The 24,094-nt window shown below is 62.4% G+C and carries 24 protein-coding genes and 1 pseudogene; 8 read left to right on the top strand and 17 right to left on the bottom strand.

What is annotated here, in order from left to right:
- Position 1: 1 nt before the first annotated feature.
- From QBK88_RS03625 to QBK88_RS03585, 9 genes are all read right to left on the bottom strand, one after another.
- Positions 2 to 259 (bottom strand): YkgJ family cysteine cluster protein, encoded by a 258-nt coding sequence (locus QBK88_RS03625; RefSeq protein WP_268144229.1) that lies wholly within the window; start codon positions 257 to 259, stop codon positions 2 to 4.
- 124 nt (positions 260 to 383) lie between these two features.
- Positions 384 to 881, bottom strand: coding sequence for a translation initiation factor 2 (locus tag QBK88_RS03620; protein WP_445764888.1), 498 nt, complete (start codon positions 879 to 881; stop codon positions 384 to 386).
- A 90-nt stretch (positions 882 to 971) separates the two neighbouring features.
- Entirely contained in the window at positions 972 to 2,417 is a 1,446-nt protein-coding gene (locus tag QBK88_RS03615) for an aminotransferase-like domain-containing protein (RefSeq protein WP_277960952.1), read from the bottom strand.
- A gap of 170 nt (positions 2,418 to 2,587) precedes the next feature.
- Positions 2,588 to 3,403: an OmpA family protein gene (locus tag QBK88_RS03610; protein ID WP_277960951.1), complete on the bottom strand. Its 816-nt coding sequence runs from the start codon at positions 3,401 to 3,403 to the stop codon at positions 2,588 to 2,590.
- Complete coding sequence (locus tag QBK88_RS03605) at positions 3,400 to 3,753, bottom strand: DUF4398 domain-containing protein (protein ID WP_268144234.1); 354 nt, start codon at positions 3,751 to 3,753, stop codon at positions 3,400 to 3,402. Before QBK88_RS03605 ends, QBK88_RS03610 begins: the two co-directional genes overlap by 4 nt.
- Positions 3,754 to 3,762: 9 nt before the next feature.
- A complete protein-coding gene (locus QBK88_RS03600) occupies positions 3,763 to 4,587 on the bottom strand; it encodes a substrate-binding periplasmic protein (RefSeq protein ID WP_445764887.1) in 825 nt (274 codons plus the stop codon).
- A gap of 73 nt (positions 4,588 to 4,660) precedes the next feature.
- Positions 4,661 to 5,590, bottom strand: a complete 930-nt coding sequence (locus QBK88_RS03595) for an FAD-binding protein (protein ID WP_277960950.1) — start codon at positions 5,588 to 5,590, stop codon at positions 4,661 to 4,663.
- Entirely contained in the window at positions 5,591 to 6,340 is a 750-nt protein-coding gene (locus QBK88_RS03590) for an electron transfer flavoprotein subunit beta/FixA family protein (RefSeq protein ID WP_158155910.1), read from the bottom strand. It lies immediately after the preceding gene.
- A gap of 104 nt (positions 6,341 to 6,444) precedes the next feature.
- On the bottom strand, positions 6,445 to 6,669 hold the full coding sequence (locus QBK88_RS03585; protein ID WP_277960949.1) for a hypothetical protein: 225 nt from the start codon (positions 6,667 to 6,669) through the stop codon (positions 6,445 to 6,447).
- A 202-nt stretch (positions 6,670 to 6,871) separates the two neighbouring features.
- Between QBK88_RS03585 and QBK88_RS03580 the strand changes: the two genes are divergently transcribed.
- On the top strand, positions 6,872 to 8,536 hold the full coding sequence (locus QBK88_RS03580) for an electron transfer flavoprotein-ubiquinone oxidoreductase (protein ID WP_277960948.1): 1,665 nt from the start codon (positions 6,872 to 6,874) through the stop codon (positions 8,534 to 8,536).
- Positions 8,537 to 8,768: 232 nt separating this feature from the next.
- Positions 8,769 to 8,993 carry a hypothetical protein gene (locus QBK88_RS03575; RefSeq protein ID WP_268144243.1) on the top strand — a complete coding sequence of 75 codons (225 nt, stop codon included), beginning with the start codon at positions 8,769 to 8,771 and terminating at the stop codon, positions 8,991 to 8,993.
- 9 nt (positions 8,994 to 9,002) lie between these two features.
- Here QBK88_RS03575 and QBK88_RS03570 read toward each other — a convergent pair whose 3' ends face one another.
- Positions 9,003 to 9,887, bottom strand: coding sequence for a LysR family transcriptional regulator (locus QBK88_RS03570; protein ID WP_277960947.1), 885 nt, complete (start codon positions 9,885 to 9,887; stop codon positions 9,003 to 9,005).
- A 107-nt stretch (positions 9,888 to 9,994) separates the two neighbouring features.
- Between QBK88_RS03570 and argC the strand changes: the two genes are divergently transcribed.
- From argC to QBK88_RS30785, 6 genes and pseudogenes are all read left to right on the top strand, one after another.
- Entirely contained in the window at positions 9,995 to 10,921 is a 927-nt protein-coding gene (argC, locus tag QBK88_RS03565; RefSeq protein ID WP_277960946.1) for an N-acetyl-gamma-glutamyl-phosphate reductase, read from the top strand.
- A gap of 155 nt (positions 10,922 to 11,076) precedes the next feature.
- Positions 11,077 to 12,531 carry a DUF3375 domain-containing protein gene (locus QBK88_RS03560; RefSeq protein ID WP_277960945.1) on the top strand — a complete coding sequence of 485 codons (1,455 nt, stop codon included), beginning with the start codon at positions 11,077 to 11,079 and terminating at the stop codon, positions 12,529 to 12,531.
- Positions 12,528 to 13,271, top strand: coding sequence for a DUF4194 domain-containing protein (locus QBK88_RS03555; RefSeq protein ID WP_277960944.1), 744 nt, complete (start codon positions 12,528 to 12,530; stop codon positions 13,269 to 13,271). The genes QBK88_RS03560 and QBK88_RS03555 overlap by 4 nt, the downstream gene beginning before the upstream one ends.
- Positions 13,264 to 16,644, top strand: a complete 3,381-nt coding sequence (locus QBK88_RS03550) for an ATP-binding protein (protein ID WP_277960943.1) — start codon at positions 13,264 to 13,266, stop codon at positions 16,642 to 16,644. Before QBK88_RS03555 ends, QBK88_RS03550 begins: the two co-directional genes overlap by 8 nt.
- 14 nt (positions 16,645 to 16,658) lie before the next feature.
- Complete coding sequence (locus QBK88_RS03545) at positions 16,659 to 17,831, top strand: DUF3322 domain-containing protein (RefSeq protein WP_277960942.1); 1,173 nt, start codon at positions 16,659 to 16,661, stop codon at positions 17,829 to 17,831.
- 150 nt (positions 17,832 to 17,981) lie between these two features.
- A pseudogene (locus tag QBK88_RS30785) lies at positions 17,982 to 18,056 on the top strand (Lrp/AsnC family transcriptional regulator); the annotation flags it as partial.
- Positions 18,057 to 18,157: 101 nt separating this feature from the next.
- Here QBK88_RS30785 and QBK88_RS03535 read toward each other — a convergent pair.
- The 7 genes from QBK88_RS03535 to QBK88_RS03505 form a co-directional block, all read right to left on the bottom strand.
- Positions 18,158 to 18,559: a type II toxin-antitoxin system HicB family antitoxin gene (locus QBK88_RS03535; protein ID WP_176572362.1), complete on the bottom strand. Its 402-nt coding sequence runs from the start codon at positions 18,557 to 18,559 to the stop codon at positions 18,158 to 18,160.
- 31 nt (positions 18,560 to 18,590) lie between these two features.
- On the bottom strand, positions 18,591 to 18,773 hold the full coding sequence (locus QBK88_RS03530) for a type II toxin-antitoxin system HicA family toxin (protein WP_268144255.1): 183 nt from the start codon (positions 18,771 to 18,773) through the stop codon (positions 18,591 to 18,593).
- 97 nt (positions 18,774 to 18,870) lie between these two features.
- Entirely contained in the window at positions 18,871 to 19,695 is an 825-nt protein-coding gene (locus tag QBK88_RS03525) for an IclR family transcriptional regulator (protein WP_277960940.1), read from the bottom strand.
- Positions 19,696 to 19,757: 62 nt separating this feature from the next.
- Positions 19,758 to 21,068, bottom strand: a complete 1,311-nt coding sequence (locus QBK88_RS03520) for an MFS transporter (RefSeq protein ID WP_277960939.1) — start codon at positions 21,066 to 21,068, stop codon at positions 19,758 to 19,760.
- A gap of 169 nt (positions 21,069 to 21,237) precedes the next feature.
- Positions 21,238 to 22,386, bottom strand: a complete 1,149-nt coding sequence (gene dgoD, locus QBK88_RS03515) for a galactonate dehydratase (protein ID WP_277960938.1) — start codon at positions 22,384 to 22,386, stop codon at positions 21,238 to 21,240.
- Positions 22,387 to 22,419: 33 nt separating this feature from the next.
- Positions 22,420 to 23,040 (bottom strand): 2-dehydro-3-deoxy-6-phosphogalactonate aldolase, encoded by a 621-nt coding sequence (locus QBK88_RS03510; protein WP_277960937.1) that lies wholly within the window; start codon positions 23,038 to 23,040, stop codon positions 22,420 to 22,422.
- Between the two features lies 1 nt (position 23,041).
- The gene (locus QBK88_RS03505; protein ID WP_277960936.1) at positions 23,042 to 24,040 is read right to left on the bottom strand and encodes a 2-dehydro-3-deoxygalactonokinase; all 999 of its coding nucleotides are present in this window, start codon (positions 24,038 to 24,040) and stop codon (positions 23,042 to 23,044) included.
- Positions 24,041 to 24,094 lie beyond the last annotated feature (54 nt).

Raw genomic sequence — 24,094 nt, 5'->3', positions numbered from 1 at the left:
GTCAGGCTACAGACGTCATTTCTTCCCACCAACCGATCAACTGTATCGCTTGCTCGGCACTTTCACCGCACACCTCGGGATCGGCCTGAAAACCACCGCACACCGCAGGCCGCTCTGGCCGACCAAACAACTGGCAGAGGTTATCGGCGTCAAGCTGCACGCAGCGCTCCCCTGCCGGCTTGCCCTGAGGCATGCCGGGAATGGGCGAGGAAATGGAGGGGGCAATGCAGCAAGCGCCACAGCCTTCACGGCACATCATGACGACAGCAACCTCACGTCGGGCAAATGAATGGAATGAACGGGGATAGTAGCGGCTTAAACAGACGTTTGAAATCGGCCAGCACGGAAATTCGACGGGGCGATCCTGCCAACCGCTCGTCAGATTACTGCTTGAACTCGAAATCCAGGGCCGCGCCTTCGACATCACGGGCATTATCGCCGCGGCGCTGCAATTGCAGCTCGTTGCTCAACAAACGACCATTGAGCTGAAAATCTTCGCTTTTCTTCTCGTCGAAATACGAAGGCAGCAGCGATTTTTCCCGAGCCGGCGCCGCCGCCTGGATTTTTTTCTCCGGTTGCAGCTCATTGACCATGGTCTTGGGCAGGGAAAGATCGAGCTTCGCCTTGGGCAGGTCAGTGGCGATGGCGTCTTCGCGCTTACGGCTTTTGCTCTTGGCAGCCACCGGTTTTTTCACAGGCTTGGCCTTGGCGGCCGGTTTTTTTACCGGCACCACCTGTTTCACCTGCTTTTTCACAGGCGCGCCAGCGGTGTCCGCCTGCGCGACCAGCAGCGGGGTAAAGGCCGGGGGAATCGATTGAGCACAGGCGAGGCCGGATCCCAGGCACAGCACGATCAGTCCAATACAACGCAGCGCATTCATAGACACAGGCAGAAGTGGCAGTACAAGCCTCTATGCTCCCCGTTAGAGGCCTCGCTGGCAAGCCCCCCGCCACGGGCAATAGGTAAAGAGTCAGTAAAACTGGCCGCTGGCCACTTCCTGACATAACTGCCCTGCCAGCATGCCCAGGGTCATCAGCGCCCTTTCCGCCTCTTTGTTCCAGGGAATACCGCAGTTGAGGCGAATGCAATGGTTGAACTGCTCGGTGTTGCTGAAAATCAGCCCCGGGGCGATGCTGATGCCCTGCTCCAGCGCACGCACGTGCAATGCCTGGGTATTGACCCTCCCAGGCAGGCTCACCCACAGAATGAAGCCGCCAAGCGGCCGGGTAATCTGCGTACCCTCCGGAAAGAACTGCTGCACCGCCAGCTGATAGGCGCTGAGGTTCTTGCGGTATTCGTGGCGAATGTAGCGCAGATGCCGGTCATAGCCACCGTTTTCCAGATAACTGGCGATACCCATCTGGGTCACGCTGCAGGCCGAATGGGTACTGAAAGTCTGCAGGCGCTGAATTTCCGCCTGGTACTTGCCAGGAATCATCCAGCCGATGCGCACGCCGGGTGACAGGGTCTTGGAAAAACTGGAGCAATACACCACATGGCCCAGGCGGTCGTAGGCCTTGAGCGCCTTGGTCTTGCCCTGGTCGAACATCAGTTCGCCGTAGATATCGTCCTCGACGATCTGGATATCGAAGTCTGACGCCAGGCGCAGCAACTGCTTCATGCGTTCTTCCGGCATGGTGCCACCCAGGGGGTTGCTCAGGCGCGGGGTCAGCACCAGGGCCTTGATCGACCACTGGTTGGCCGCCAGCTGCAAAGCCTCCAGGCTGATCCCCGTGGAAGGGTCACTGGGGATCTCGATCACCTTCAGGCCCAGCAGGTCGGCCAGTTGCAGCAGCCCGTAATAGGTAGGCGATTCCGCGGCGATCAGGTCCCCGGGGCGGGTCAGTACCCGCAGGGACATCTGCAAGGCGTCCACGCAGCCGTGGGTGATGACCACCTCGGAGGGGTCGACGACCACGCCGGCATCGCGCATGCGAATCGCCACCTGGCGGCGCAGGGGCTCGAAGCCTGGGCTGAACATGTAGCTGAACGCCCGCGGGCTGTGGAAGCGGGTCACCTTGGCGATCTGCTGGTGCAGCGCCCGCACCGGCAGGTAATCAACATGGGGCACCGCCGCCCCCAGGGGAAACACGCCTTCGCGCCGCGACTCCACCAGTACCTGCTGGATGATGCTGGCGCGGGTCACCAGCCCGGGGCGCTCGACACGGGCAATATCCGGGGTGGGCGCGGTCAGCGCCGGCGTCTGGTGCACATAGTAGCCCGACTGCGGCCGGGCGCGGATCAGCCCCTGGTCTTCAAGGTTGGCATAGGCCTGCAGCACCGTGGCATGACTGACGTTGAGCTGCGAACTCATCTTGCGCACCGACGGCACTCGCTCCCCTGGCTGGTAAACGCCACGGCGAATATCCTCGGCCAGTTGCTGGGCGATGCGCTGGTAGAGCAGAAGGCTGGTCATGGCGGGCTTCTCGGCTGATCAGGCGGTGTTGTAATGGTAATACCGGAACAGTTGAAAAGTGTACGGGGACAGTTGCCGGAATGCGAGCGAAGGTGTCGTACTTCATGCAGCGTTTGCAGGACCGGGGTTCGCCCGGCCCTGCACGGTGTCACCCGCCCTGCGGTGGTGATTCAGCGAGCAGCGCCGAGCACGCCCTTTTCGTCGGAAAAGACGATTTCGACCCGACGGTTCATCGCCCTGCCCCGCTCCGAGGCATTGGCTTCCACCGGGTACTGGTCGCCATACCCCTGGACCTGCAGGCGCTTCTCGTCGATGCCCAGGTCCACCAGGGTGTCGGCGACGGTCTGAGCGCGGTCCTTGGACAGCTCCAGGTTGAATTCGCTGTCACCGGTGTTATCGGTATAGCCCTCGATGCGGACCACACGCTTGGGGTTCAACTGCAGAAATTGCACCAGCTTGAGAATCATGCGGTTGGCCGACGGTTTAAGGTCGGCCTCACCGCTGTCGAACAGCACATCGCCCAGGGTCAGTACCAGGCCGCGGTCAGTCTCGGTGGTGGCCATGCTGACGAACTGCTCTTCCAACGCCTTGCCTTGCTGCTGAACGCTGTTGAGCTTGGATTCGCGCAGGGCCAGCTGCAGGCGCTGGCGTTCCAGGTCCTGACGGGCCAGCTTCTCCTTGTTCAGCACCAATTGCGTATGCTCGCGGGCGATTTCACTGTAGCGCTGGCTGAGGTAAGCATACTGGGCCACGTCATCGCGCGTGCCCCAGTAGCTGGCCAGGCGCTCGGCGCGGGACAGCGATTCGCTGGCGCGGATGACGTCACGGGGTGCGCTGCGCAGCACATCGGCATCGTCCTTGACCTTCTGCAGGCTGGCACTGGCCTGCTGCACGGTCACCTGCGGGCTTTCGTGGGCCGCGCAGCCGAACAGGCCCACACAACCCAGGGCAACCAGGCCGCCGCCCAGGCGCGATGACAGGCTCATTGCACTTCTCCCAACTGCTTGTGCAAGCGCACGATACGGGTGTTGACCTGGGTCAGTTGCTGCTGGCTCTTCTCGGTCAGCACCTTGGCTTCCGCCAAGCGTGCGTCGAGTTCAGCCTGCTCGGCCAACAGGCGAGCCTGGCGATACGACTGGCTGCCATTGGCCGCCAGCGCGGCGGCCAGCTTGTCACTGGCCAGTTTCATTTCCGCCACGTCGTCGGTGGCACCCACGGCACGTGCCTGGTCCACTGCCTGTTCAGTCAGGCGCAGTTGCTCGCTGGGCGCCGGGTCGCTGGCGCAACCCGCCAGGGCCAGCAGCGCCGCGACGGCGATAAAAGCTTGAATTCTCACACGGGTTCCCTACTGTTCTGGGGCACTGAGCGGTTGCTTCAGCCGCGCCTTCCACCGTTCGACATTGCGTTGCAACACCGCTTCGGGCTGGCCGGCCGCGGGCAATTCTGTCATCTTTTTCGCCAGTTGTCCGCGCAGCCACGGGTCATTGCAGGCCGAGTTGTGCGACAGGGCCAGGTACAGGCCCGGGCGGTCGAGCGGGGTCTCGTGAGCCACCACGTCGTTGCCCAGTCCCAGGCTCTGTGACACCGCCTGACCGGCGTAGCGGCCGGCCACCACGTATTCAACCTTGCCCAGCATCAGTTGCTGGAACGCCGCCGTCAGCGACTCGGCCGGCACCAGGCCGAGGTTCTCGTCAGCGAAACGCTTGAACGAAGCGCCCAGCCGCGCCCTGGCAGACACCGCCCCCGCATGGCCATGCAGGTCGCCGACGGTGTGGTACACCATCGAGGACCCCGTACGGGTCCACACCAGGTAGTCATTGAGTGCCAGGCGCGGATGGATGTAATCCAGGGTCTCCAGCTCGTCGAACGCCATGGGCGCATCCACCAGCAGGTCCATGCGGCCGCTACGCACTTCGTCCAGTGCCTGGGCACGCTTGCCGCTGTACAGCACTTCGACCTTGATACCCAGCTCGTCGCCGATACGCTTGAGCTGGTCGACATTGGCGCCGATCAGGTGCTGGGGGTCATCGGGATCACGCCAGGAAAAGGGTTGAGCGTCCGGGCTGCCGGTAGCCACCAGGCGCTCGCACTTGCCCGCCGCAGTCGCCAGCGACGGCAACGCTGCCATTATCACCAGTATCCAGGCGCCCATTGTTGCTGGTCGCGTCATGCCTTGTTCCTTATCCACCGCATAAAAAAACCCGGTCACAGGACCGGGCTCTTTTATAAGTGAAGCCGCTGGATCAGACCAGCTTTTCCAACTCGGGTACGGCTTCGAACAGGTCAGCGACCAGGCCGTAGTCAGCCACCTGGAAGATCGGCGCTTCTTCGTCCTTGTTGATCGCGACGATCACCTTGGAGTCTTTCATGCCGGCCAGGTGCTGGATCGCGCCGGAGATACCAACGGCGATGTACAGCTGTGGCGCGACGATCTTGCCGGTCTGGCCAACCTGCATGTCGTTGGGCACGAAGCCTGCATCGACCGCGGCGCGCGAAGCACCCACGGCGGCGCCCAGCTTGTCGGCCAGGGCGTACAGGTGCTTGAAGTTGTCGCCGTTCTGCATGCCGCGGCCGCCGGATACGACGATCTTGGCAGCGGTCAGCTCAGGGCGGTCGGACTTGGCCAGCTCTTCACCCACGAAGGACGATTTGCCTGCGTCATGGGCAGCGCCCACGGCTTCGACAGCGGCCGAGCCACCCTCGGCGGCCACAGCGTCGAAGCCGGTGGCACGCACGGTGATGACCTTGATGGCAGCGCTCGATTGCACGGTAGCAATGGCGTTACCGGCGTAGATCGGGCGCTTGAAGGTGTCAGCCGATTCCACCGAGATGATCTCGGAGATCTGGTCCACGTCCAGTTGGGCAGCCACGCGCGGCAGCACGTTCTTGCCGTTGGAGGTGGCCGGGGCCAGCACGTGGCTGTAGTTGGCGGCCAGTTCGACCACCAGCGGCGCGACGTTTTCCGGCAGGAAGTGCGCGTAGGCAGCGTTGTCGGCGACCAGCACCTTGGCGACGCCCGCGATCTTGGCGGCAGCGTCAGCCACGGCACCCACGCCTTGGCCAGCGACCAGCACATGCACATCACCACCGATTTTCGCGGCAGCTGCGACGGTGTTCAGGGTAGCCGGGGCTACAGCACCCTTCTCGTGTTCAGCGATAACCAGGATAGTCATTCAGATTACCTTCGCTTCGTTTTTCAGTTTCTCGACCAGTTCTGCGACCGACTTGACCTTGATGCCAGCGCTGCGTGCAGCCGGGGCTTCAACCTTGATGGTCTTGTTGGTGGAAGCAACGGAAACACCCAGGGCGTCCGGGGTAACGGTTTCCAGCGGCTTCTTCTTGGCCTTCATGATGTTGGGCAGCGAAGCGTAGCGAGGCTCGTTCAGACGCAGGTCGGTGGTGACGATGGCAGGCAGGTTCAGCGCAACGGTCTGCAGGCCGCCATCGATTTCACGGGTGACATTGACCTTGTCGCCAGCCACTTCAACCTTGGAGGCGAAGGTGCCCTGGCCGAAACCGGTCAGCGCGGCCAGCATCTGGCCGGTCTGGTTGTTGTCGCTGTCGATGGCCTGTTTGCCAAGGATCACCAGCTGTGGCTGTTCCTTGTCGACAACGGCCTTGAGCAACTTGGCCACGGCCAGGGAGTTCAATTCTTCGGCGGCTTCCACCAGGATGGCGCGGTCGGCGCCCAGTGCCAGCGCGGTGCGCAGCTGTTCCTGGGCAGTGCTCGGACCGATGGTGACCACGACGATTTCAGTGGCAACGCCCTTTTCCTTCAGACGCACAGCCTCTTCCACGGCGATTTCGCAGAAAGGGTTCATGGACATCTTGACGTTGGCGAGATCGACGCCGGAGTTGTCCGCTTTGACACGGACCTTGACGTTATAGTCGACCACTCGTTTGACAGCTACAAGAACCTTCATGGATTCCTCGTTACTCTCCGGTGAAAAGAATGTCGCCTGGGCGGGCCAGGCGATGCTCAGTGGGCACAAGGGCACCTTTGAAAACGACGGCGAGCCGGCTGCATTTAGCTTTGACCCCATTTTTCAACGACTTGCGGCAAAACCGGGCAGTCATCGGCGGTGGCGACGTGTAAACTCCACTGCAACTGGGGCCTGGGCATGCCTGCACGGGCTCTGGCCTGGCTTTCAGAGATGCTCTTGGTGCCGCGCACACGCTGCGGCACATGCGGAACCGCCCGTATCTTGACCGCTACGCCCTGACCGGTCAACAACCGGAACTCGTCGGTCATGCACCCGCCGCCCCAGCGATTTTACTGGCCTGGGGCAAATTCAAACAAACGTTTGTATTGGACCCGGCCGGTGGTGTAGATATAATGCGCGGCCAAAGAGATTGCCCTGTAGTGCGTCCGTGACCGCGCTACACCGCACCGGACGCCGACAAGGGCAACGCCCCATCAGAAGAAACCGTGAGCCTTGAGTAGGAGAGAACCTGTGGAACGCGAATACATGGAATTCGACGTGGTCATTGTCGGCGCTGGCCCGGCTGGCCTGTCCGCCGCCTGCCGCCTGAAGCAGAAAGCTGCTGAAGCCGGCCAGGAAATCAGCGTCTGCGTGGTGGAAAAAGGCTCCGAAGTGGGCGCCCACATTCTCTCCGGCGCGGTGTTCGAACCTCGTGCGCTGAATGAATTGTTCCCTGACTGGAAGGAACTCGGCGCACCGTTGAACACCCCGGTCACCGGCGACGATATCTATGTGCTGCGCAGTGCCGACAGCGCTACCAAGGTGCCTGACCTGTTCGTGCCCAAGACCATGCACAACGAGGGCAACTACATTATCTCGCTGGGCAACCTGTGCCGGTGGCTGGCGCAGCAGGCCGAGAACCTGGGGGTGGAAATCTACCCAGGCTTCGCGGCCCAGGAAGCGTTGATCGACGAAGAAGGCGCAGTGCGCGGCATCGTCACCGGCGACATGGGCGTGGACCGTGAAGGCCACCCTAAAGACGGCATGTACACTCCGGGCATGGAACTGCGTGCCAAATACACCCTTTTCGCCGAAGGCTGCCGTGGGCACATTGGCAAGCAATTGATCAAGCGCTTCAATCTGGACAGCGACGCCGACGTACAGCACTACGGCATCGGCCTGAAGGAAATCTGGGAAATCGATCCGGCCAAGCACAAGCCAGGCCTGGTGGTGCATACCGCTGGCTGGCCGCTGGACATCATGAGCACCGAGAACACGGGGGGCTCTTTCCTCTACCACTTGGAAAACAACCAGGTCGTGGTGGGTCTGATTGTCGACCTGTCCTACAGTAATACCTATCTGTCGCCGTTCGACGAATTCCAGCGCCTCAAACATCACCCGGTGCTCAAGCAGTATCTGGAAGGCGGCAAGCGCATCAGCTACGGCGCCCGCGCCCTGGCCAAGGGCGGCCTCAATTCGCTGCCCAAAATGGTCTTCAACGGTGGTGCGCTGATCGGTTGCGACTTGGGCACCATGAACGTGGCCAAGATCAAGGGTAGCCACACCGCCATGAAGTCCGGCATGCTGGCGGCCGAAGCGGTGGCCGACAAACTGTTCGCCGGCGCCCAGGGCGGTGACTTGGTCACTGGCTATGTCGACGCGTTCAAGGCCAGCTGGCTGCATGAAGAGCTGTTCGCCAGCCGCAACTTCGGCCCGGCCATGCACAAGTTCGGCCCCATACTGGGCGCCGGCTTCAACTGGCTGGACCAGAACATCTTCGGCGGCAAGCTGCCCTTCACCCTGCACGACACCAAGCCGGACTATGCCTGCCTGAAACTGGCCAAGGACTCGACGAAGATCGACTACCCCAAGCCGGACGGCAAGCTGAGCTTCGACAAGTTGAGCTCGGTGTTCCTTTCCAGCACCAACCATGAAGAAGAACAGCCGTGCCACCTGAAGCTCACTGACCCGAGCATCCCGATCGGCACCAACCTGCCGCTCTACGATGAACCGGCGCAGCGCTACTGCCCGGCGGGCGTGTATGAGGTGATCACCAAGGAGGACGGCGAGAAGCGCTTCCAGATCAACGCCCAGAACTGCGTGCACTGCAAGACCTGCGACATCAAGGACCCTTCGCAGAACATCACCTGGGTGGCGCCGGAAGGTTCGGGCGGGCCGACTTACCCGAACATGTAAAGGCCACCACAATGGGAGTGGCCGCCTGGCCATTCCCACGCACCTCACGACCCCGCGCAAGATCTGGCTCAAAGCCATCATCGGTATCAGCTCACTGACACTGCTGTAAGGCATCCGATACCCGAAAACACTGGAGAACTCGGCCATCGTGCCGATAGAGAAGCATCAGGCCAGTGAACACCGTTCGCCACGCCCTTTCACTCTCCATCGTCAGTTTCGCGGAACCTTCGCCATGCACATCGAGCGCCTCGGCACCATTCAACACGACCTCGAACACACCGCCGCTCATCTGGAAGCCTTGTCGAGGATGCTGGAAGGCCACGCCCTGTTCCTGCGCCGCTCCACCTACTCGGACAACACCGCCGACATCGCCTTCCTGGAAAACCACATCACCGGCCTGGCCGCTTCGGTCACCGACTTGCGTGGCGTGGCGCAGAACATCGCCAAGGTCGCCTGAACCCGCGTCCTACTCCACCCCCTGTTCCCACAGCACATCCAGTACATGAGCGGTTGCCCGTGCGCTGTCCCCTGCCCTGTGCACGATACCCAACTGCCGCCACAGCGGCGGTTCAAGCGCGCGCATGCCGATGCGCGCATCCGGCAGCGGCGTCGACGCCTCGTGGGGTAGCAGCGTCGCGCCGTAGCCGGCCGCCACCAGGCTCTTGATGGCATCGTTGTAGTTGAGCTGAATACGCGGCGTCGGCTGCTGGCCGTCACTGGCGAACCATTCGGCGGTCAGGCGCGACAGCCGTGTGCTGCTGTCATTCAAGATCAGCGGCTGGTCCGCCAGCCATGCCGGGGTGACTACCGCCGGTGGCTCCCAGCGCGCTGGCAGGAAGGCCATCACCGGATCGCGGCGCCAGGGGTGGATATCCAACCCCTTGACCGGCAACTGAGGCAACGCGATCAGGCCGATATCCAGCGTACCCGCCGCCAGTTGCAGCAGCGTTTCCTGTGAGGTCAGCACGGCCACCTGCACATCGATGCCGGGGTGCCGCTGGCCGAGCCGCTCCAGGGCCTGGGGCAACAACTGGGCGATGACCCCTGTCGATGCCCCCACCCGCACCCGCCCGGCCAGCCCTTGCACCTGGCGCTGCACGTCATCGAGCGCTTGCTGGGCGTCCACCAGCAGGCGCCGCGCACGCTCGACCAGGGTTTCACCAATGGCTGTGGGCGTGATCCGGCCCCGGGCACGGGACAGCAACACACCGCCCACGCGGGCCTCCAGGTCGGCAATGTGCAGGCTCACCGTGGGCGGGGCCAGGTTCAACGCCCGTGCGGCCTCGGCGAACGAACCCAGGTCGGCGATGGCCACCAGGGTGCGCAGGCGGTCCAGGCTGATTTCACGCATGTATGGCTACCTTCAGAAAAACTGAACAAGGCCTTTGCCAAATTCAACTTTCTCTATGCTACGCCGTCCGTGAAGATAGCCGCATCCACTTTCGCGAGCCCCTGCACATGAGCACTCCACTGGTTTTCATCGACGGCGACCAAGGCACCACCGGCCTGCAGATCCACCAGCGCCTGCGGCACCGCGCCGACCTGCAACTGCTGCGCCTGGACCCGCGCTACCGCAAGGACCCGCAGCACCGCGCCGAAGCGATCAATGCGTGCGACATCGCCATTCTGTGCCTGCCTGACGACGCCGCGCGGGAAGCGGTGGCCAGCATCCGCAACCCGAATGTACGGGTGATCGATGCCAGCTCGGCGCACCGCACTCACGCGGACTGGACCTACGGCTTCGCGGAAATGGATACGCAACAGGCTCAACGCATTGCCACGGCCACGCGCGTCAGCAACCCCGGCTGCTACCCTACCGGCGCCATCGGCCTGCTGCGGCCGTTGCTGCAGGCAGGGCTGGTGCCAGCGGACTATCCCGTCAGCGTCAACGCAGTCTCGGGCTATTCAGGCAAAGGCCGCGCCGGGGTTGATCAGTACGAAGGCGAAAACGCCGCGCAGGCGCCCGCGTTTCAGGTCTACGGCCTGGGGCTGACCCACAAGCATGTGCCGGAGATCGCCCAGCACAGCGGGCTGGCCCACCGCCCGTTGTTCGTGCCCGCCTATGGCGCCTTCCGCCAAGGCATCGTGCTGACCATCCCGTTGCAACTGCACCTGCTGGGCAGCGATGCGAGCGGCGAGCGTCTGCACGCCTGCCTGGCCGACCACTATGCCGGCCAGCGTCACGTACAGGTGATGCCGATGGCGCAGAGCAAAGCGCTGACGCTGCTGGACCCGCAGGTGATGAACGACACCGACGATCTGCGCCTGATGGTGTTCGAGCATGGGCAACAGGTGCTGCTGGCGGCGGTGTTCGACAACCTGGGCAAGGGTGCGGCGGGGGCGGCGGTGCAGAACCTCAACCTGATGATCGCTCAGCGCCCGTAACGGCTCCACCAGGCGGCGTGAGGGACGCCGCTTTACACCTATCGGAATTTTCTCCCTACCGTTTAATCGTTCTCCTACATCGTTAGCCCAAAGGCTGGTCCATAGTTACGGTTGTGGCGCACTTTTTGCCCCGACAATCACGATAGGGAACGACCATGTCCGTGCACGAGCAGCAAGCCCGGTATCGACGACTGTTTTCCGAGCACGCCGCTTGGCGACTGCTGCATGCGGACAACGCGCCCATCGTCCTAGCGTTCATCAATGATCTGTTCCACGAAGAAAGGGAAGTGCCGTTCGGCAAGGCTCGGGTGGCGCTGGAAACAGAGTTGCCCATGTGGCAGGAGCTGTATGGCCTGCAGGACAACGCCGGGGGACATTTGCGCAACTGGATTCATGCCGGATGGCTGCGCGAGCACGATGATCAACTGACCCGCACTGACGCCTTCGAATTGGCCATGCGCTTCGCGCAAAGTCTCGAACACCGCGACAGCAGCGCCACCGCATCGCACTTGCGTATCGTGCAGGATGCCGTGCGCGACCTGGCCACGGCGCTGAGCCCTGACCCCAAAGAGCGCATCACCCTGCTGGAAGCACGCCGCCACGACCTGGACCTTCAAATAGAACAACTGCTTCGGGGCGAGCTGACGCAACTCAACGACGTGGAGCAACGCGAGCGTATTCGTGGCCTGTACCATCTGGCCGCCGTGCTGACCGGTGATTTCCGGCGCCTAGAGGACGAGATCCGCCAACTCGACCAAACCCTGCGCGTGCGCATGATCGAATCTGAGTCAGGCCGCGGTGAAGTTGTGGAGGCATTGCTCAAGCACGAAGATCAACTGTTGCAGACAGATGCGGGACGGGCGTTCGATGGCTTCTATCGGCTGTTGTGCGACCAGAATCGTATCGTCGAATTTCGCGAGCAGATCCGCTCGATTCTGGCGCGCCCCGCGGCTCACCACCTGGACCGAGACGAAGCCCGCTACCTCGGCCATCTGGTCCGGGAACTGAGCAAGGAAAGCGAGCGGATATTTCTGGTGCGCCGCCGAACCGAGGAAAGCCTGCGGGCCTTCGTTGAAAGTGGCGCGCAGCAGGAGCGCCGCGCCGTGGAACGCACTTTGCGCCAGCTTGAGCGGCTGGCGGTGGGGCTCAAAGAACTGGACGTCAATTTCCGCCAGCCTGTCGCCCTCCATATTCCCACCGGCAGTTTCAAAGTGCGCTCCCCCTCCAGCCTCCACCTCCGCTTGCCGGAGGAGCGCTTGGACACCCGCAATGTGGCCGCCACCACCAACGCTACCGCAGCAAGCCAGAGCATGCTTGAGCATCTCGACAGCGTGAAAGTGCTGGAACTGGCGGAGGCGCTACGGACCCTGCTTGCCTTGCACGGCCCCCTGTCGGTCGCCCAGGTGGCTGCGCACCGCCCGCTTACCAGCGGCCTGGAGGAATTGGTTGCCTATGTACGAATCGCCAAGGCCACCAAGGCCGTGGAGCTTGATACCTGCGAAAGTGTGGGTGTCACGGACCGGACAGGCCACCAGATCAACGTACGAGTGCCTTACTTATTGATGGCTGCCGACAACTTTCCCGACAAGCCGGAGGACCTGGGTTTATGAGCCAACAAGAAAAAACCCTGCAAGGCTCGTCATTGTTTGACCGCTTCAGACCCGCCGTGGTGGAGGATCGAACAACCCCGGAAGCGGAGGACGAGAGCGCCCCCGCACAGGAGGGACAGAGCCCGGCCGACGGCGAGATGCCATTGGATGCTCGCCGGGCCATGGTTCTGCTGTTGCGCCAGGGTGTGATCATGGCCAGCCAGAAACGCCTGGCCTTTGACGCACTGTGCCTGCATGAGCCTGCCATAACCCGGCATCTGGCGAGCATGTTCCTGCACCTCATCCTGGATCGCCGGGCGGGCATCGCCATCCTCCTGCAGCAAGACGACGATACCGACGACACGGACACTGATGAGCAGTATTCGATGGTGAACAAACGAACCCTGACGCTATACGACACCTTGCTGCTGCTAGTGCTGCGCAAGTACTACCAGGAGCGTGAAACCGCCGGCGAGCAACGCATCATCATAGCCACCGAGCAGATCGAGGCCTTGATGACACCCTTTCTACCCTTGACCCAAAGCACGCGCGGCGAGCGCCGCACGTTGAGTGGGGCGACCAGATTTCTACTCGACAAACGCCTGATCAGCAATGTGCGCGGTGACCTCGACCGATTCGAAGTGACACCGGTTATTCGCTACGTGGTGAATGCCGACTTCCTGGACCGTCTGCTGGCGGAATACCAGCGCCTGACGGGTCCCGATGATGCAGCACCTCCCAAGGAGAATAACGATGAATGAGCAGGAAGCTGCGCAGCCCGGTGATTTGTTTGGAACCGGACAGATCCGCCTGGCTGAGCTATCGGTCTACAACTGGGGCTCGTTCCATGGGTTGCACACCGCGCTGATCAACGCTCACGGGACCTTGATCACCGGAGACAACGGTGCCGGGAAATCCACTTTGATTGACGGCCTGATGGCTTTGCTGCTGCCCCCCAGCAAAGCCTCATTCAATATCGCCGCCGCGCAGGGCGATCGCACCGACCGCACGCTCATGTCATACATTCGCGGCAACTACGGCAAGCTGCACGACGGCAACGAGACCGCTTCGCTGCTCAAGCGTCCAGGCGCAACCGCAAGTGCGCTGCGGGCTTGCTACAAGGGTGATGACGGCTGCGAGATAGTCTTGGCCACGCTGTTCTGGACCACCCAGGCGACGAACGCGGCGGACAGCCTGAAACGCCTGTTCATCATCGGCAAGCGTAATGTCACGCTCGAAGAAATACTGCATCAATTTGGCGAGGGCGATGTTCGGACACTCAAGCAACATGTGGGCGAGGCACAAGGGCTTGATTGGTTCGCGACGTTTACCGAATACCAAGAAGCCTTCACACGATTGCTGCGCATGGAAAACCGCAACGCCCCTGCCCTGCTTTCGCGGGCGCTGGGGCTAAAGAAAATTGATGACCTGACCGGGCTGATCCGTGATCTGGTACTGGAGCCCAGCAGTGTCAGGGAGCATGCGAGCATGGCGGTGCGGGAGTTTGATGACCTGGTGGGCATCCACCATGAACTGAGCGAGGCCCGCAGGCAGCGCGATGCCCTCGCGCGCCTGCCGCAGATCAGCAACGCCTTGGTCGAGGCCAGGCTGCACTTGATCGCCTTGACCAGGGAGTCGGTGGCGCTGCCCATCTATTTCGCAGAGCAATGTCATCGTTTGTGGAGTATTCGCCTTGCTGACCTGGAGGCTAAACTGGCGCCGCTGACCGCGTATCAAGGCGCTCTGGACAGCCGGTTACTGGAAGCCAACGAGCGCGTGGAGATCCTTTATCACGCCTACCAATCCCAAGGCGGTGAGCGGCTTGAAGGGCTGAGGCGGGACGTGCAGCAAGCCCGACAGCGCTTTGGGGACACCCAGCGCAACGCCGTTCATTACCAGGAAACCTTGCGCGCGCTGGGTCAGGCTGATGCCTTGGGCGAAGACGCCTTCCAACAACATCGGGCCAGGGCGCAAGCCTTCGTCATCGACTACCCGGCGCAACGCGAAGCGAGCCAAAATACATTTGCAGACGCGGCCGGCCAGGTGGCGACGGCGCGCGAACAGGCCAGGTCGCTTGCCACACACATCGCCGAACTCAAGGCACGCCCCAACTCCAACATTGACCCTGTGTACCAGATGCTTCGCGACGAACTGGCCGGCAGCTTGCAGTTGGAGGCCACCCGCCTGCCCTTCGTGGGCGAGTTGCTGGACGTGCGTGCGGAACACGCTCCCTGGCGCGGCGCCATCGAGCGGGCCCTGGGCGGCCTGCGCACCACCCTGTTGGTGGACGTCGAGCATTTTCGACTCGTGACCCGTTGGCTTAATAGCCGGCATACCGGGCTGCATGTCCGCGTTCAGGTGGTGGGCCAGGCGGGGACAGCCGCGCCGTTCAAGCCCGATGGCTACCTGCGCAAGTTGGAATGGAGCGCCCACCCCTATCGGGACTGGCTGAAACACCACCTGGCACGCTTCGACCTGCGCTGCCTGGATAGCACGCAACAGCTGGATGACACCCCTTTCTCCATGACCATCCAGGGCCTGGTCCACCTGGACAAGGGAAGGTTCGAGAAGAAAGACCAGCAGGCCATCGACAATCCCCGGAATTGGTGTCTGGGCTTCAACAACCGCGCGCGTCTGCAGGCACTAGAAGCAGATGAAGCAGAACTACAGGCCCAAATGCGAACGCTGAATCAACAGGTTGCCGGCGCACGTGCCGCCATGGATGCCTTGGCTGAAACCAATGCCCGCTGGGAGACGATCGCCGCCACCCCATGGGCCTCCGTTGACGTATGGTCCATCCAGCAGCGCATGGAAACGCTGGCCGCCGACCTGCAAGTACTGGAGGACCCGCAGAGCGACCTCGGGCAAGCCAAGGCGCGGTGGCAGGCGTCGAAGGACGAACGAGACGCCCTTCACGCCGAGAAAACGTCGACTGGCAACGAAATAGGCGGCCTCAGGAGCCAGTGCAGCGACGCAGGACGCCAACTTCTGAACCTGTCGAGTATCGTCCAGGCGGGTATCACCGATGATGTCCGTGACGTCCTCACCCAACGCATCGGCTCGCTGCCGATGGCGTCCCTGGATGACGCCGCTCGCCTTGAGCGAGAGCAGCGCATTGCCCTCGAAAAGGTCAAGGAAAAGACCGCAGCCAGCGAACTGACCGCGTCGAATGAAGCGAGCAGCATCGTCGCCACCTTCAAGAGCCAATGGCCACTCATCTCCAACGACTGGGTCAGCGGTACCGAAGGCCTGGGCGAGTACCTGGAGTACCTCAGCCACCTCGAAAACGAAGGCCTGCCCGAGCTGGTCGAACGCTTTCGGGAACGCCTCAATCGCAACGCCACACAGTCGCTGGCGCAGATACGACAAGCAATCGACGCTGAACGTGAAGATATTCGCGATCGGATCGACACGATCAATAACGTGCTCGAACGTACCGAGTTCAGGCACGGCAGCCACCTGCGCCTGGGCAGCAGAAGCGAAATTTTCGATCATGTGAAGTTATTCAATCAGCAACTCAGCAGCGTCCTGGCGCGCGCTGGCAGTGATGACCACGACACCCGCTTCCGGCAACTGCAAGAATTGATCGTGACGTTGCAGAAAGCGACCCAGCCCGCTACGTCGGGCACCATGGAGAGCCTGCGGTTGCTCGACTCCCGCTACCAACTATCGTTCTTTGCCGAAGAGATCGACAAGTCCAATGGGGCGATCCGCGATGTTCTGGATTCGTCCAGCGGCAAGTCCGGTGGCGAGAAGGAATCGTTCGCTGGGACTATCGTGGCGGCTAGCCTGGCCTACGTCCTTACGCCGGACGGCTGCCAGCAGCCCATCTATTGCACGGTATTCCTCGACGAGGCCTTTTCCAATACGGCCGAGGCCGTGAGCCGCAGAGTGTTGAAGGTGTTCAAGGAGCTGCGCATCCACGTCAACCTGATCACGCCCTATAAAAACCTTAACCTTGCTCGCGAATCGGCACGTTCGCTGTTGATTGCTGAACGCGATCCGCTCAACCATGAAAGCCGACTGTGCGAGATGACGTGGGAAGAGATTGACCAGCAACAAGCCCAACATCAGGTGGCGAAGGCGCAAGCCGACGCCGCTGCGCTTGGCATCGAAACGGAGTTGACTGAATGACTACCTGGGGAAAGATGCCGGAGCAGGTCATCCAGCATTTATCGAGGATGGAATGGCAGCATCCCGCCCGACTGCGAGAGCGGTTGGCAGGCAAGCGCAAGTTTCCGATCGTGTACAACCTCAACCCACCTACTGGCACACTCGCGCTGACAGACATCAAACAATTTCATGCCTACCTCAATGCGTGGCGCAATTGGCCTTGGCCGGCCTTGGTCACCTGGGTGAACCGCAGCTTCCGGGAACTGGGTGAATGTGATATCCCCGTGGAGGTTCGCATTCATACAGTGCAACAGCTGATCACGGTGCTTGGCAATGATGCCATTGCCCGCAGCAAGGCCTGGGAAGCACGCCTTGAACCACTGCTGGCGCTGGATGAAAGCCTTTACCCTGCCCTGCTCAGGCACCTGGCTGCACTAGAACGGCTAACGGTTGAAGATGCGCGGTTGCTGGCAGCGGTCATTCCACAATTGCAGCGTGGGCTTGGTCAGGGGCGTTACCTGCGCGCCATCCCCCTGATGGGCGTCGACACCAAGTTCGTGGAGCTCAATCAAGCGTTGATCGTTGCCTTGCTGGACCAGCGCCATCGGCAGCAGGTGTCTGAAGAGGGCGGCCTGGAAGCATGGCTGGGATGTCGACCTACACCTTCGAACTGGCTCACCGTGAAACCCCTTTGCTCCACGGCCCGGGTCCGGCTGGCTGGGCTCGGCCTGTTGAAATTGCCCTTGGAGCAGTTGCTCGAATACCCGCTGCCTGCCGGCAATATCCTTGTCGTGGAAAACCTGCAAACGGGCTACGAACTGCCTGAGCTCCCCGACACCATCGCCGTATGTGGCGGCGGCGCCAATACCAGGTGGCTTCGGGCGCCCTGGCTTGAGGGCAAACGCATCGGCTATTGGGGCGACCTGGACACCTGGGGCTTCAAGCTGCTGGCTGATGCGCGGCGCCTTCAACCTCACATCCATGCACTATTAATGGACAACGCCACGCTTGCTCGTCATCGCGAGCGTGGCTGCGCGGAACCCAACCCGGCGCAGATGCCTGTCTCGGGCCTGAGCACCGCCGAGCGCGAAACGTTCGACAGCTTGCACAACGGCTTGCTGGGCATTGGCCGGCTGGAACAGGAGCGACTGTCCCAGGATTGGGTAAATCAAGCGCTGAGGGAGTGGGCCGAATCCCCTGAAATGTGATCCAGACTCAATTCGCGTTGGCTTGCGGGAGCACGGTGAACGCCCCACCCTTGCTGCATCCCCGCAGCGGCACGTCAGGTAATGGCCACCGCCCTGCCCGCCATGGGCACTGACGACGGCCAGCATGTCGGCGAAGGAAACGGCCAGCCATCACTCAGCGTTGCCGAACGCCTGCGTAAGCTCAAGGAACGTGGCGTGCGCCGGGGCTACACCATGGACGTAGACCAGAGTGCGACAAGTTCATTGGCGATGACTGCTTCACGTCTGCCTTGTTTGACGTGCCTTTGCAACGGTAGCCGCAATGCCGACGAGCGCCGCGTCTGAATTCAGGCAGAAAGCTCGCGCAATGCCGCCGCGGCCAGGAACCCCGAACGCGATTTATAACGACGGTCGCGGCTGACCGTCTGATCGATGCGATCCAGCAGATGCTCTGGCAATGTCGCGTTAAACCGCACCGACTTACCAAAATACGGCGTGATATCGATTTCAACCACCGCCCAGACCCCACCCGCATAATCCGGATTATTCATATGCTCATCTATGCATTTGGGGTTGGGCAGCACCTCGCCGTCCACAACCAGGCCCTCAAAGTGAAAGGCCAGCGCCTGTTCGACACTCTCAAGTGCCTCGGTGACCGTAGTACCCGCCGAGAAACACCCGGGAACGTCCGGGACGATCACGCCGTATTCCGAGTCTTCATCCTTATGTAGAACGACCGCAAATTTCATCATTGCCACCTGCTTATGACGGCCAGTCCGATCATTTCAAGCCCGCCTGCTTAAGGATGCTGTTGATGGTTCCTTTCGGCAGATCTCCATCCGGATGCTTGATAGTCACCCTTCCTGATTTACGCGGGTGTTTGTATTGGTGATGACTGCCATTGACAGCCACGAGGAACCAACCGTCTTGCATGATCAATCTGATCATTTCGCGACTGCGCATACGCCATGCCTTGTTCCCTTTAACCCGGACCAGAGGATACAGCGCACGCATCACACAATACACACGATACACACAATGTAATTATTTTTAAAGCGAATTACGCTGAGTAGCGACTCACCTCACCACCCCCCCCCACCTCTGCCGATATCCCAGCCGCCGCCTCCTGCACCACCGGCACCAGCGCGTCCATCTTCTCCAGCGACATGTACGGCACCGTGCTGGCCACGCTGATCGCCGCGACGATCCGCTTGCTGGCATCGCGAATCGGTGCCGCCACACAGCGGATCGACGGTTCGTTGTCTTCCAGGTCGAAGGCGTAGCCGCCTTTCACGTAGGTTTGCATACGCGCGTGCACCTGCTCCCAGGTCTGCTCCGGGTGATCGGGCCACAAGGCGTTGTGGCCGGCGGCCGGCAGGCTGATCTGGTACAGGTGGTGCCATTCGGCCGGCGAAGCATCCAGCAACAGCGCCTTGCCGATGCCGGTGCGCGCCAAGGGCATGCGATGGCCGACGCGCGAGCGCATTTCCGGGCCGTTGCGGCCAGGGGTCTTGTGCAGGTACAGGACTTCGTCGCCGTCGCGAATGGCCAGGTGAATGGTGTCGCCGGTCTGGCGCGACAGCTCGTCCAGCCAAGGGCCCGCCAGCATCACCAGCGGCACTTCCTCGCGCGCCTGGAAACCCAGCTCGATCAGCTTGGGACCCAGCAGGTAGCCGACCTGAGGCAACACGCGCAAATAGCGTTCATCCACCAGAGCACTGGCCAGGCGGTGGGTGGTGCTGCGGGTAGTGCCCACACGGCTGGCGATGGCCTTGAGGTCACGGGCGCCGCTGGCCACGGCCTGGATCACGGCAAGGCCGCGCATCAGGGTCTGGGTGCCGGCGGGCGCGGCGTCCTTGGCCGGCGGGGTCAGTTCATCCTGCATGAAGGGTCCTGTTGTGGGTGCGGGGCAGGCGCATTATGTGCGCCCGCCCGCGCGGGTGCCAGTCACAGCTGGATGCGTTCGACCTTGCCGACCAGCACGATGTACGACAGCGCACCCAACAGCGCCATCACGGCGATGTACGTAATGGCCGGCGCGAAGGTGTCACCCGTGGCCAGGAAGCCAATGGCGATGGGCGTGGTGATGGCCGAGAGGTTGCCAATGAAGTTGAACACGCCGCCGGTCAGGCCCAGCAAACGCGCCGGGGCCAGGGTTGAGACCAGCGACCAGGTGATCGACGCCAGGCCATTGCCGAAAAACGCCACGGCCAGGCAGGCGATCACCAGTGCCGTGGAGTCCACATAGTTGGCACCGATGATCGCAGTGCTGATCAGCAGCCCACCAATGATCGGCAGCTTGCGGGCCAGGCCGATGCTGGCGCCACGGCGGATCAGCCAGTCGGAAAAGAAGCCCGAGCACAGCACGCCCACGAAGGCCGCCAGGAATGGCAGCGACGCCAGCAGCCCGGACTTGATGAAGTCCATGCCCCGGTACTTCACCAGGTAGGTGGGGAACCAGGTGAGGAAAAACCACAAGGTCGAGTTCAGGCAGTACTGGCCCAGGTAAATGCCCCATAGCTTGCGTTTGCTGAGCACGATGCCCAGGTCAGCCCAGCTGAAGCCCGGCTTGGCGGCCTTGGCGGCCGACTGCATGTCCACCAGCCCGCCGCCTTCGGTGATCAGCTCGATTTCGGCAGCGTTCGCCCCCTTGAAGCCTCGCGGTTCGCGATACACCGCATACCACACCAGCGCCCAGGCAACGCCCAGCACCCCGGTGGCGACAAACACCATGTGCCAGCCGAAGGCATGCTGCAGCCAGGCCAGCACCGGGGTCAGGAACGCCAGGCCGACGAACTGGCCAGAGGTATAGAAACCAATGGCGGTGGCGCGTTCGCGCTCCGGAAACCAGGTGGTCACCACACGGCTGTTGATCGGGTAGGCCGGCGCCTCCAGGGCCCCGACGGCCATGCGCAGCACGAACAAGGCAACGAAGCTTCCGGCGAAGCCGAGCATGATCGTGGCCACGGACCACAACGCCAGGGCGGCGCTGTAGAGAATGCGGGGCGGCACCCGGTCCACCAGCCAGCCGCCAGGGATCTGCATGGCCGCGTAGGTCCAGCCAAAAGCGGAAAACACCAGGCCAACGTGCACAGGGTCGATGCCCAGGTCACTGGTCAGGGCGGGGGCGGCGATGGACAGGTTGCTGCGGTCCAGGTAGTTGATAACCACGGTGATGAACAGCAGCACCATGATGAAGAAACGCTTGCGGCTGGGCGTGGCCAGCGCCGCATGGGCGTGCAGGGTCTGGGTGTGCATGGGAGCCTCTTGTTGTAATTATGCGAGGACTGTCAGAAGCACTGCACCCTTGTGGGACCGGGCGAAGCTCGGGAATGCCGCGACGCGGTCTCACCGACGGACCGTGCCGCTTCTTTCCCCAGCTTCGCCCGGTCCCACAAGGGCCGGCGAACACTGGGTCAACGGTGCATCACCACTCGGCGAAGCTGCCGTCGGCGTGGCGCCACACCGGGTTGCGCCAGCGGTGGCCGACGGCCGCGCGCTCCTTGACATACTCCTCGTTGATCTCGATGCCCAGGCCAGGGCCATTGGGGATCTTGACGAAGCCGTTGTCGTAGTCGAACACCTCGGGCCGCTTGATGTAGTCCAGCAGGTCGTTGCTTTCGTTGTAGTGAATACCCAGGCTCTGTTCCTGGATGAAGGCGTTGTAGCAGGCCGCGTCCAGCTGCAGGCAGGCCGCCAGCGCGATCGGGCCCAGCGGGCAATGCAGGGCCAGGGCCACGTCATAGGCCTCGGCCATGTTGGCGATCTTGCGGGTTTCGGTGATGCCACCGGAATGGGACGCATCCGGCTGGATGATGTCCACGTAACCCTCGCTGAGCACGCGCTTGAAGTCCCACCGTGAGAACAGCCGTTCACCCAGGGCGATCGGGGTGCTGGTCAGGGGCGCCAGTTCCTTGAGCGCTTCATAATTCTCGCTCAGCACCGGCTCTTCGATGAACATCAGCTTGAAGGGGTCCAGTTCCTTCATCAGCACCTTGGCCATGGGCTTGTGCACCCGGCCATGAAAGTCCACGCCAATGCCGACGTTAGGGCCTACCGCATCACGCACCGCAGCGACGTTTTCCAGGCACAGGCTGACCTTGTCGAACGTGTCGATGAACTGCAGCTCTTCGGTACCGTTCATTTTCACCGCGGTGAAGCCACGCTCCACCGCTTCTTTCGCTGCCCGCGCGGTATCGGCCGGGCGGTCGCCGCCTATCCAGGAATAAACCCGGATACGGTCACGCACCTGGCCACCCAGCAGGTCGCTGACCGATACGCCCAGCGCCTTGCCCTTGATGTCCCACAGGGCCTGGTCGATGCCGGCCAGGGCGCTCATGTGCACGGCGCCACCGCGGTAGAAACCGCCACGGTAGAGCACGGTCCAGATGTCCTCGATGTTGCGTGGGTCTTTGCCGATCAGGTAATCGGACAACTCCTCGACGGCAGCGGCCACGGTGTGGGCACGGCCTTCGACCACGGGTTCGCCCCAGCCGGTCACGCCTTCGTCAGTCTCGACTTTCAGGAAGCACCAGCGCGGCGGAACGATATAGGTGGTCAGTTGGGTGATTTTCATCGTTTGTCTCTCTTGTCGATGTATTCAGTCGGATCAGTGCAGGGCTTTCCAGGCGGCCACGTAGGCCTTGGCCCGGGCGGCCACGTCGTCGGCGCTCATGCCGGGCTTGAACAGCCCTGAACCCAGGCCGAAACCGCTGACCCCGGCGCTGACGAAGGGCGCCATGTTGTCGGGGCTGATGCCGCCCACCGGTACCAGCGCGGTGCCCTTGGGCAATACCGCCAGCAGCGCCTTGACCACACCCGGGTTGAGCATCTCGGCCGGGAACAGCTTCAGCACGTCGGCGCCCTCCTCCAGCGCGGCAAACGCCTCGGTGGGGGTGACCACGCCAGGCGACAGGTACAGGCCGGCCACCTTGGCCGCGCGCAATACCTTGGCATCGCTGTGGGGCATGACGATGACCTGGCCGCCCGCGGCCTTGACCTGTTGCACCTGTTCAGCGGTGAGCACGGTGCCAGCGCCGATCAGGCAATCGGCGGGCAGGCTGTCACGCAGGATACGAATGCTGTCGTAGGGGCTTGGGGAATTGAGCGGTACCTCGATCACGCGAAAACCTTCGTCATACAGCACCTGGCCGATAGCCTGGGCCTCTTCGGGGCAAAGGCCGCGCAGGATGGCGATCAGGCCGTTGGCGGCGAGCGCTTGCTTGAGCATGTCAAACCTCTTCTGGCAGGGGAGCGAGCAGCCCGGCCGCCACGGCCAGGCTCCATAAACCGCGTTCGGTAGCCTGTTCGGCCAGGCCCACCTGGGCAAAACCGCACAAGCGCAGGGCAATCTGGTAACGCTGGCACAGCGCAACGCTGCCAATCAGCACTACCTGGGGCAACCCAGCCTCGCCGCGGCGCTCGCGGCAGGCCTGGGCCAAGGCCCGCAATTCGTGGCCGATCATCAGGCCGGACAGGTAATCGGGTTGCTCGGCACCACTCAGTTGCCCGGTCAGGCCCAGGGTGCGGGCGCTGAACAGGTTCGATAGCAGGCCGAGGGTGGCGTCTGGCGAGAGCGCCACCTGAACACCACGGGTGAACGCGGCATCGTCGAAGCTACCGGTGGGTTGCTGCGTGCGGCCGAGGATGGTGTGGGCACACAGGGCCGCGTACACCTCCCCCGTCATGAAGGTGTCGAACTGCTGGATGCAGCCCTCTTCAAGGCTCACCCACTTGCTATGGCTGCCGGGCAGGCCGATCAGCAGGCTGTCCTGGCGCGTGTCGGCCGGCAAGTCGCACAACAGGCCCAGCACCTGGGTTTCCTCGCCACGCATGACGTTGGGCAAACGGGAATGCTGGACCACCCCGGGCACGATATGCAGCACGGTGCCGCGCAGGGTCTCGACGGTCTGCAGGCTGGCCCCCAGGTCCGCTACCCGTGCCGGCGTTGGGCAGTAGGCCACCTCACGCCAGCCCTGGGCACTGCCGACCATGCCACAGGCGATGACCGGCAGGTGCGGCTCGGCGGCCAGCCAGTCACCGCAGGCATCATCAAAGGCCAGTTCGAAACCGTTGTCGCAATACTGGCCGGCGATTGTGCGTGGCGTGGTGGGGAGTTGCATGATGCCCGAAGCCAGCGCTCGCTGGTCCAGTACCTGACCGCTGCGGCCAAGCTTGTAGGCTCGAAGGGAAGTGGTTCCCCAGTCGAGCGCGATCAAATGCGCCTGCATCGCTTCACCTGAGTTGTTGTTGGAGTGAGGGCGTGGAGCTGATGGGGACTATAG

Source organism: Pseudomonas sp. RIT-To-2 (assembly GCF_029623465.1).
GTDB classification, from domain to species: domain Bacteria; phylum Pseudomonadota; class Gammaproteobacteria; order Pseudomonadales; family Pseudomonadaceae; genus Aquipseudomonas; species Aquipseudomonas silvicola.
This window is presented reverse-complemented; position numbering and strand designations above follow the sequence as displayed.

Coding starts and splice junctions, on each gene's coding strand:
- QBK88_RS03550 (WP_277960943.1), top strand. CDS start 13,264: ATGAATGAGCAGGAAGCTGCGCAGCCCGGTGATTTGTTTGGAACCGGA.
- QBK88_RS03600 (WP_445764887.1), bottom strand. CDS start 4,587: ATGACGCGACCAGCAACAATGGGCGCCTGGATACTGGTGATAATGGCA.
- QBK88_RS03535 (WP_176572362.1), bottom strand. CDS start 18,559: ATGAAATTTGCGGTCGTTCTACATAAGGATGAAGACTCGGAATACGGC.
- QBK88_RS03505 (WP_277960936.1), bottom strand. CDS start 24,040: ATGCAGGCGCATTTGATCGCGCTCGACTGGGGAACCACTTCCCTTCGA.
- QBK88_RS03590 (WP_158155910.1), bottom strand. CDS start 6,340: ATGAAGGTTCTTGTAGCTGTCAAACGAGTGGTCGACTATAACGTCAAG.
- QBK88_RS03625 (WP_268144229.1), bottom strand. CDS start 259: ATGATGTGCCGTGAAGGCTGTGGCGCTTGCTGCATTGCCCCCTCCATT.
- QBK88_RS03560 (WP_277960945.1), top strand. CDS start 11,077: ATGTCCGTGCACGAGCAGCAAGCCCGGTATCGACGACTGTTTTCCGAG.
- QBK88_RS03555 (WP_277960944.1), top strand. CDS start 12,528: ATGAGCCAACAAGAAAAAACCCTGCAAGGCTCGTCATTGTTTGACCGC.
- QBK88_RS03585 (WP_277960949.1), bottom strand. CDS start 6,669: ATGACCGACGAGTTCCGGTTGTTGACCGGTCAGGGCGTAGCGGTCAAG.
- QBK88_RS03520 (WP_277960939.1), bottom strand. CDS start 21,068: ATGCACACCCAGACCCTGCACGCCCATGCGGCGCTGGCCACGCCCAGC.
- QBK88_RS03570 (WP_277960947.1), bottom strand. CDS start 9,887: ATGCGTGAAATCAGCCTGGACCGCCTGCGCACCCTGGTGGCCATCGCC.
- QBK88_RS03610 (WP_277960951.1), bottom strand. CDS start 3,403: ATGAGCCTGTCATCGCGCCTGGGCGGCGGCCTGGTTGCCCTGGGTTGT.
- QBK88_RS03615 (WP_277960952.1), bottom strand. CDS start 2,417: ATGACCAGCCTTCTGCTCTACCAGCGCATCGCCCAGCAACTGGCCGAG.
- QBK88_RS03545 (WP_277960942.1), top strand. CDS start 16,659: ATGCCGGAGCAGGTCATCCAGCATTTATCGAGGATGGAATGGCAGCAT.
- QBK88_RS03530 (WP_268144255.1), bottom strand. CDS start 18,773: ATGCGCAGTCGCGAAATGATCAGATTGATCATGCAAGACGGTTGGTTC.
- QBK88_RS03595 (WP_277960950.1), bottom strand. CDS start 5,590: ATGACTATCCTGGTTATCGCTGAACACGAGAAGGGTGCTGTAGCCCCG.
- QBK88_RS03575 (WP_268144243.1), top strand. CDS start 8,769: ATGCACATCGAGCGCCTCGGCACCATTCAACACGACCTCGAACACACC.
- dgoD (WP_277960938.1), bottom strand. CDS start 22,386: ATGAAAATCACCCAACTGACCACCTATATCGTTCCGCCGCGCTGGTGC.
- QBK88_RS03510 (WP_277960937.1), bottom strand. CDS start 23,040: ATGCTCAAGCAAGCGCTCGCCGCCAACGGCCTGATCGCCATCCTGCGC.
- QBK88_RS03620 (WP_445764888.1), bottom strand. CDS start 881: ATGAATGCGCTGCGTTGTATTGGACTGATCGTGCTGTGCCTGGGATCC.
- QBK88_RS03525 (WP_277960940.1), bottom strand. CDS start 19,695: ATGCAGGATGAACTGACCCCGCCGGCCAAGGACGCCGCGCCCGCCGGC.
- argC (WP_277960946.1), top strand. CDS start 9,995: ATGAGCACTCCACTGGTTTTCATCGACGGCGACCAAGGCACCACCGGC.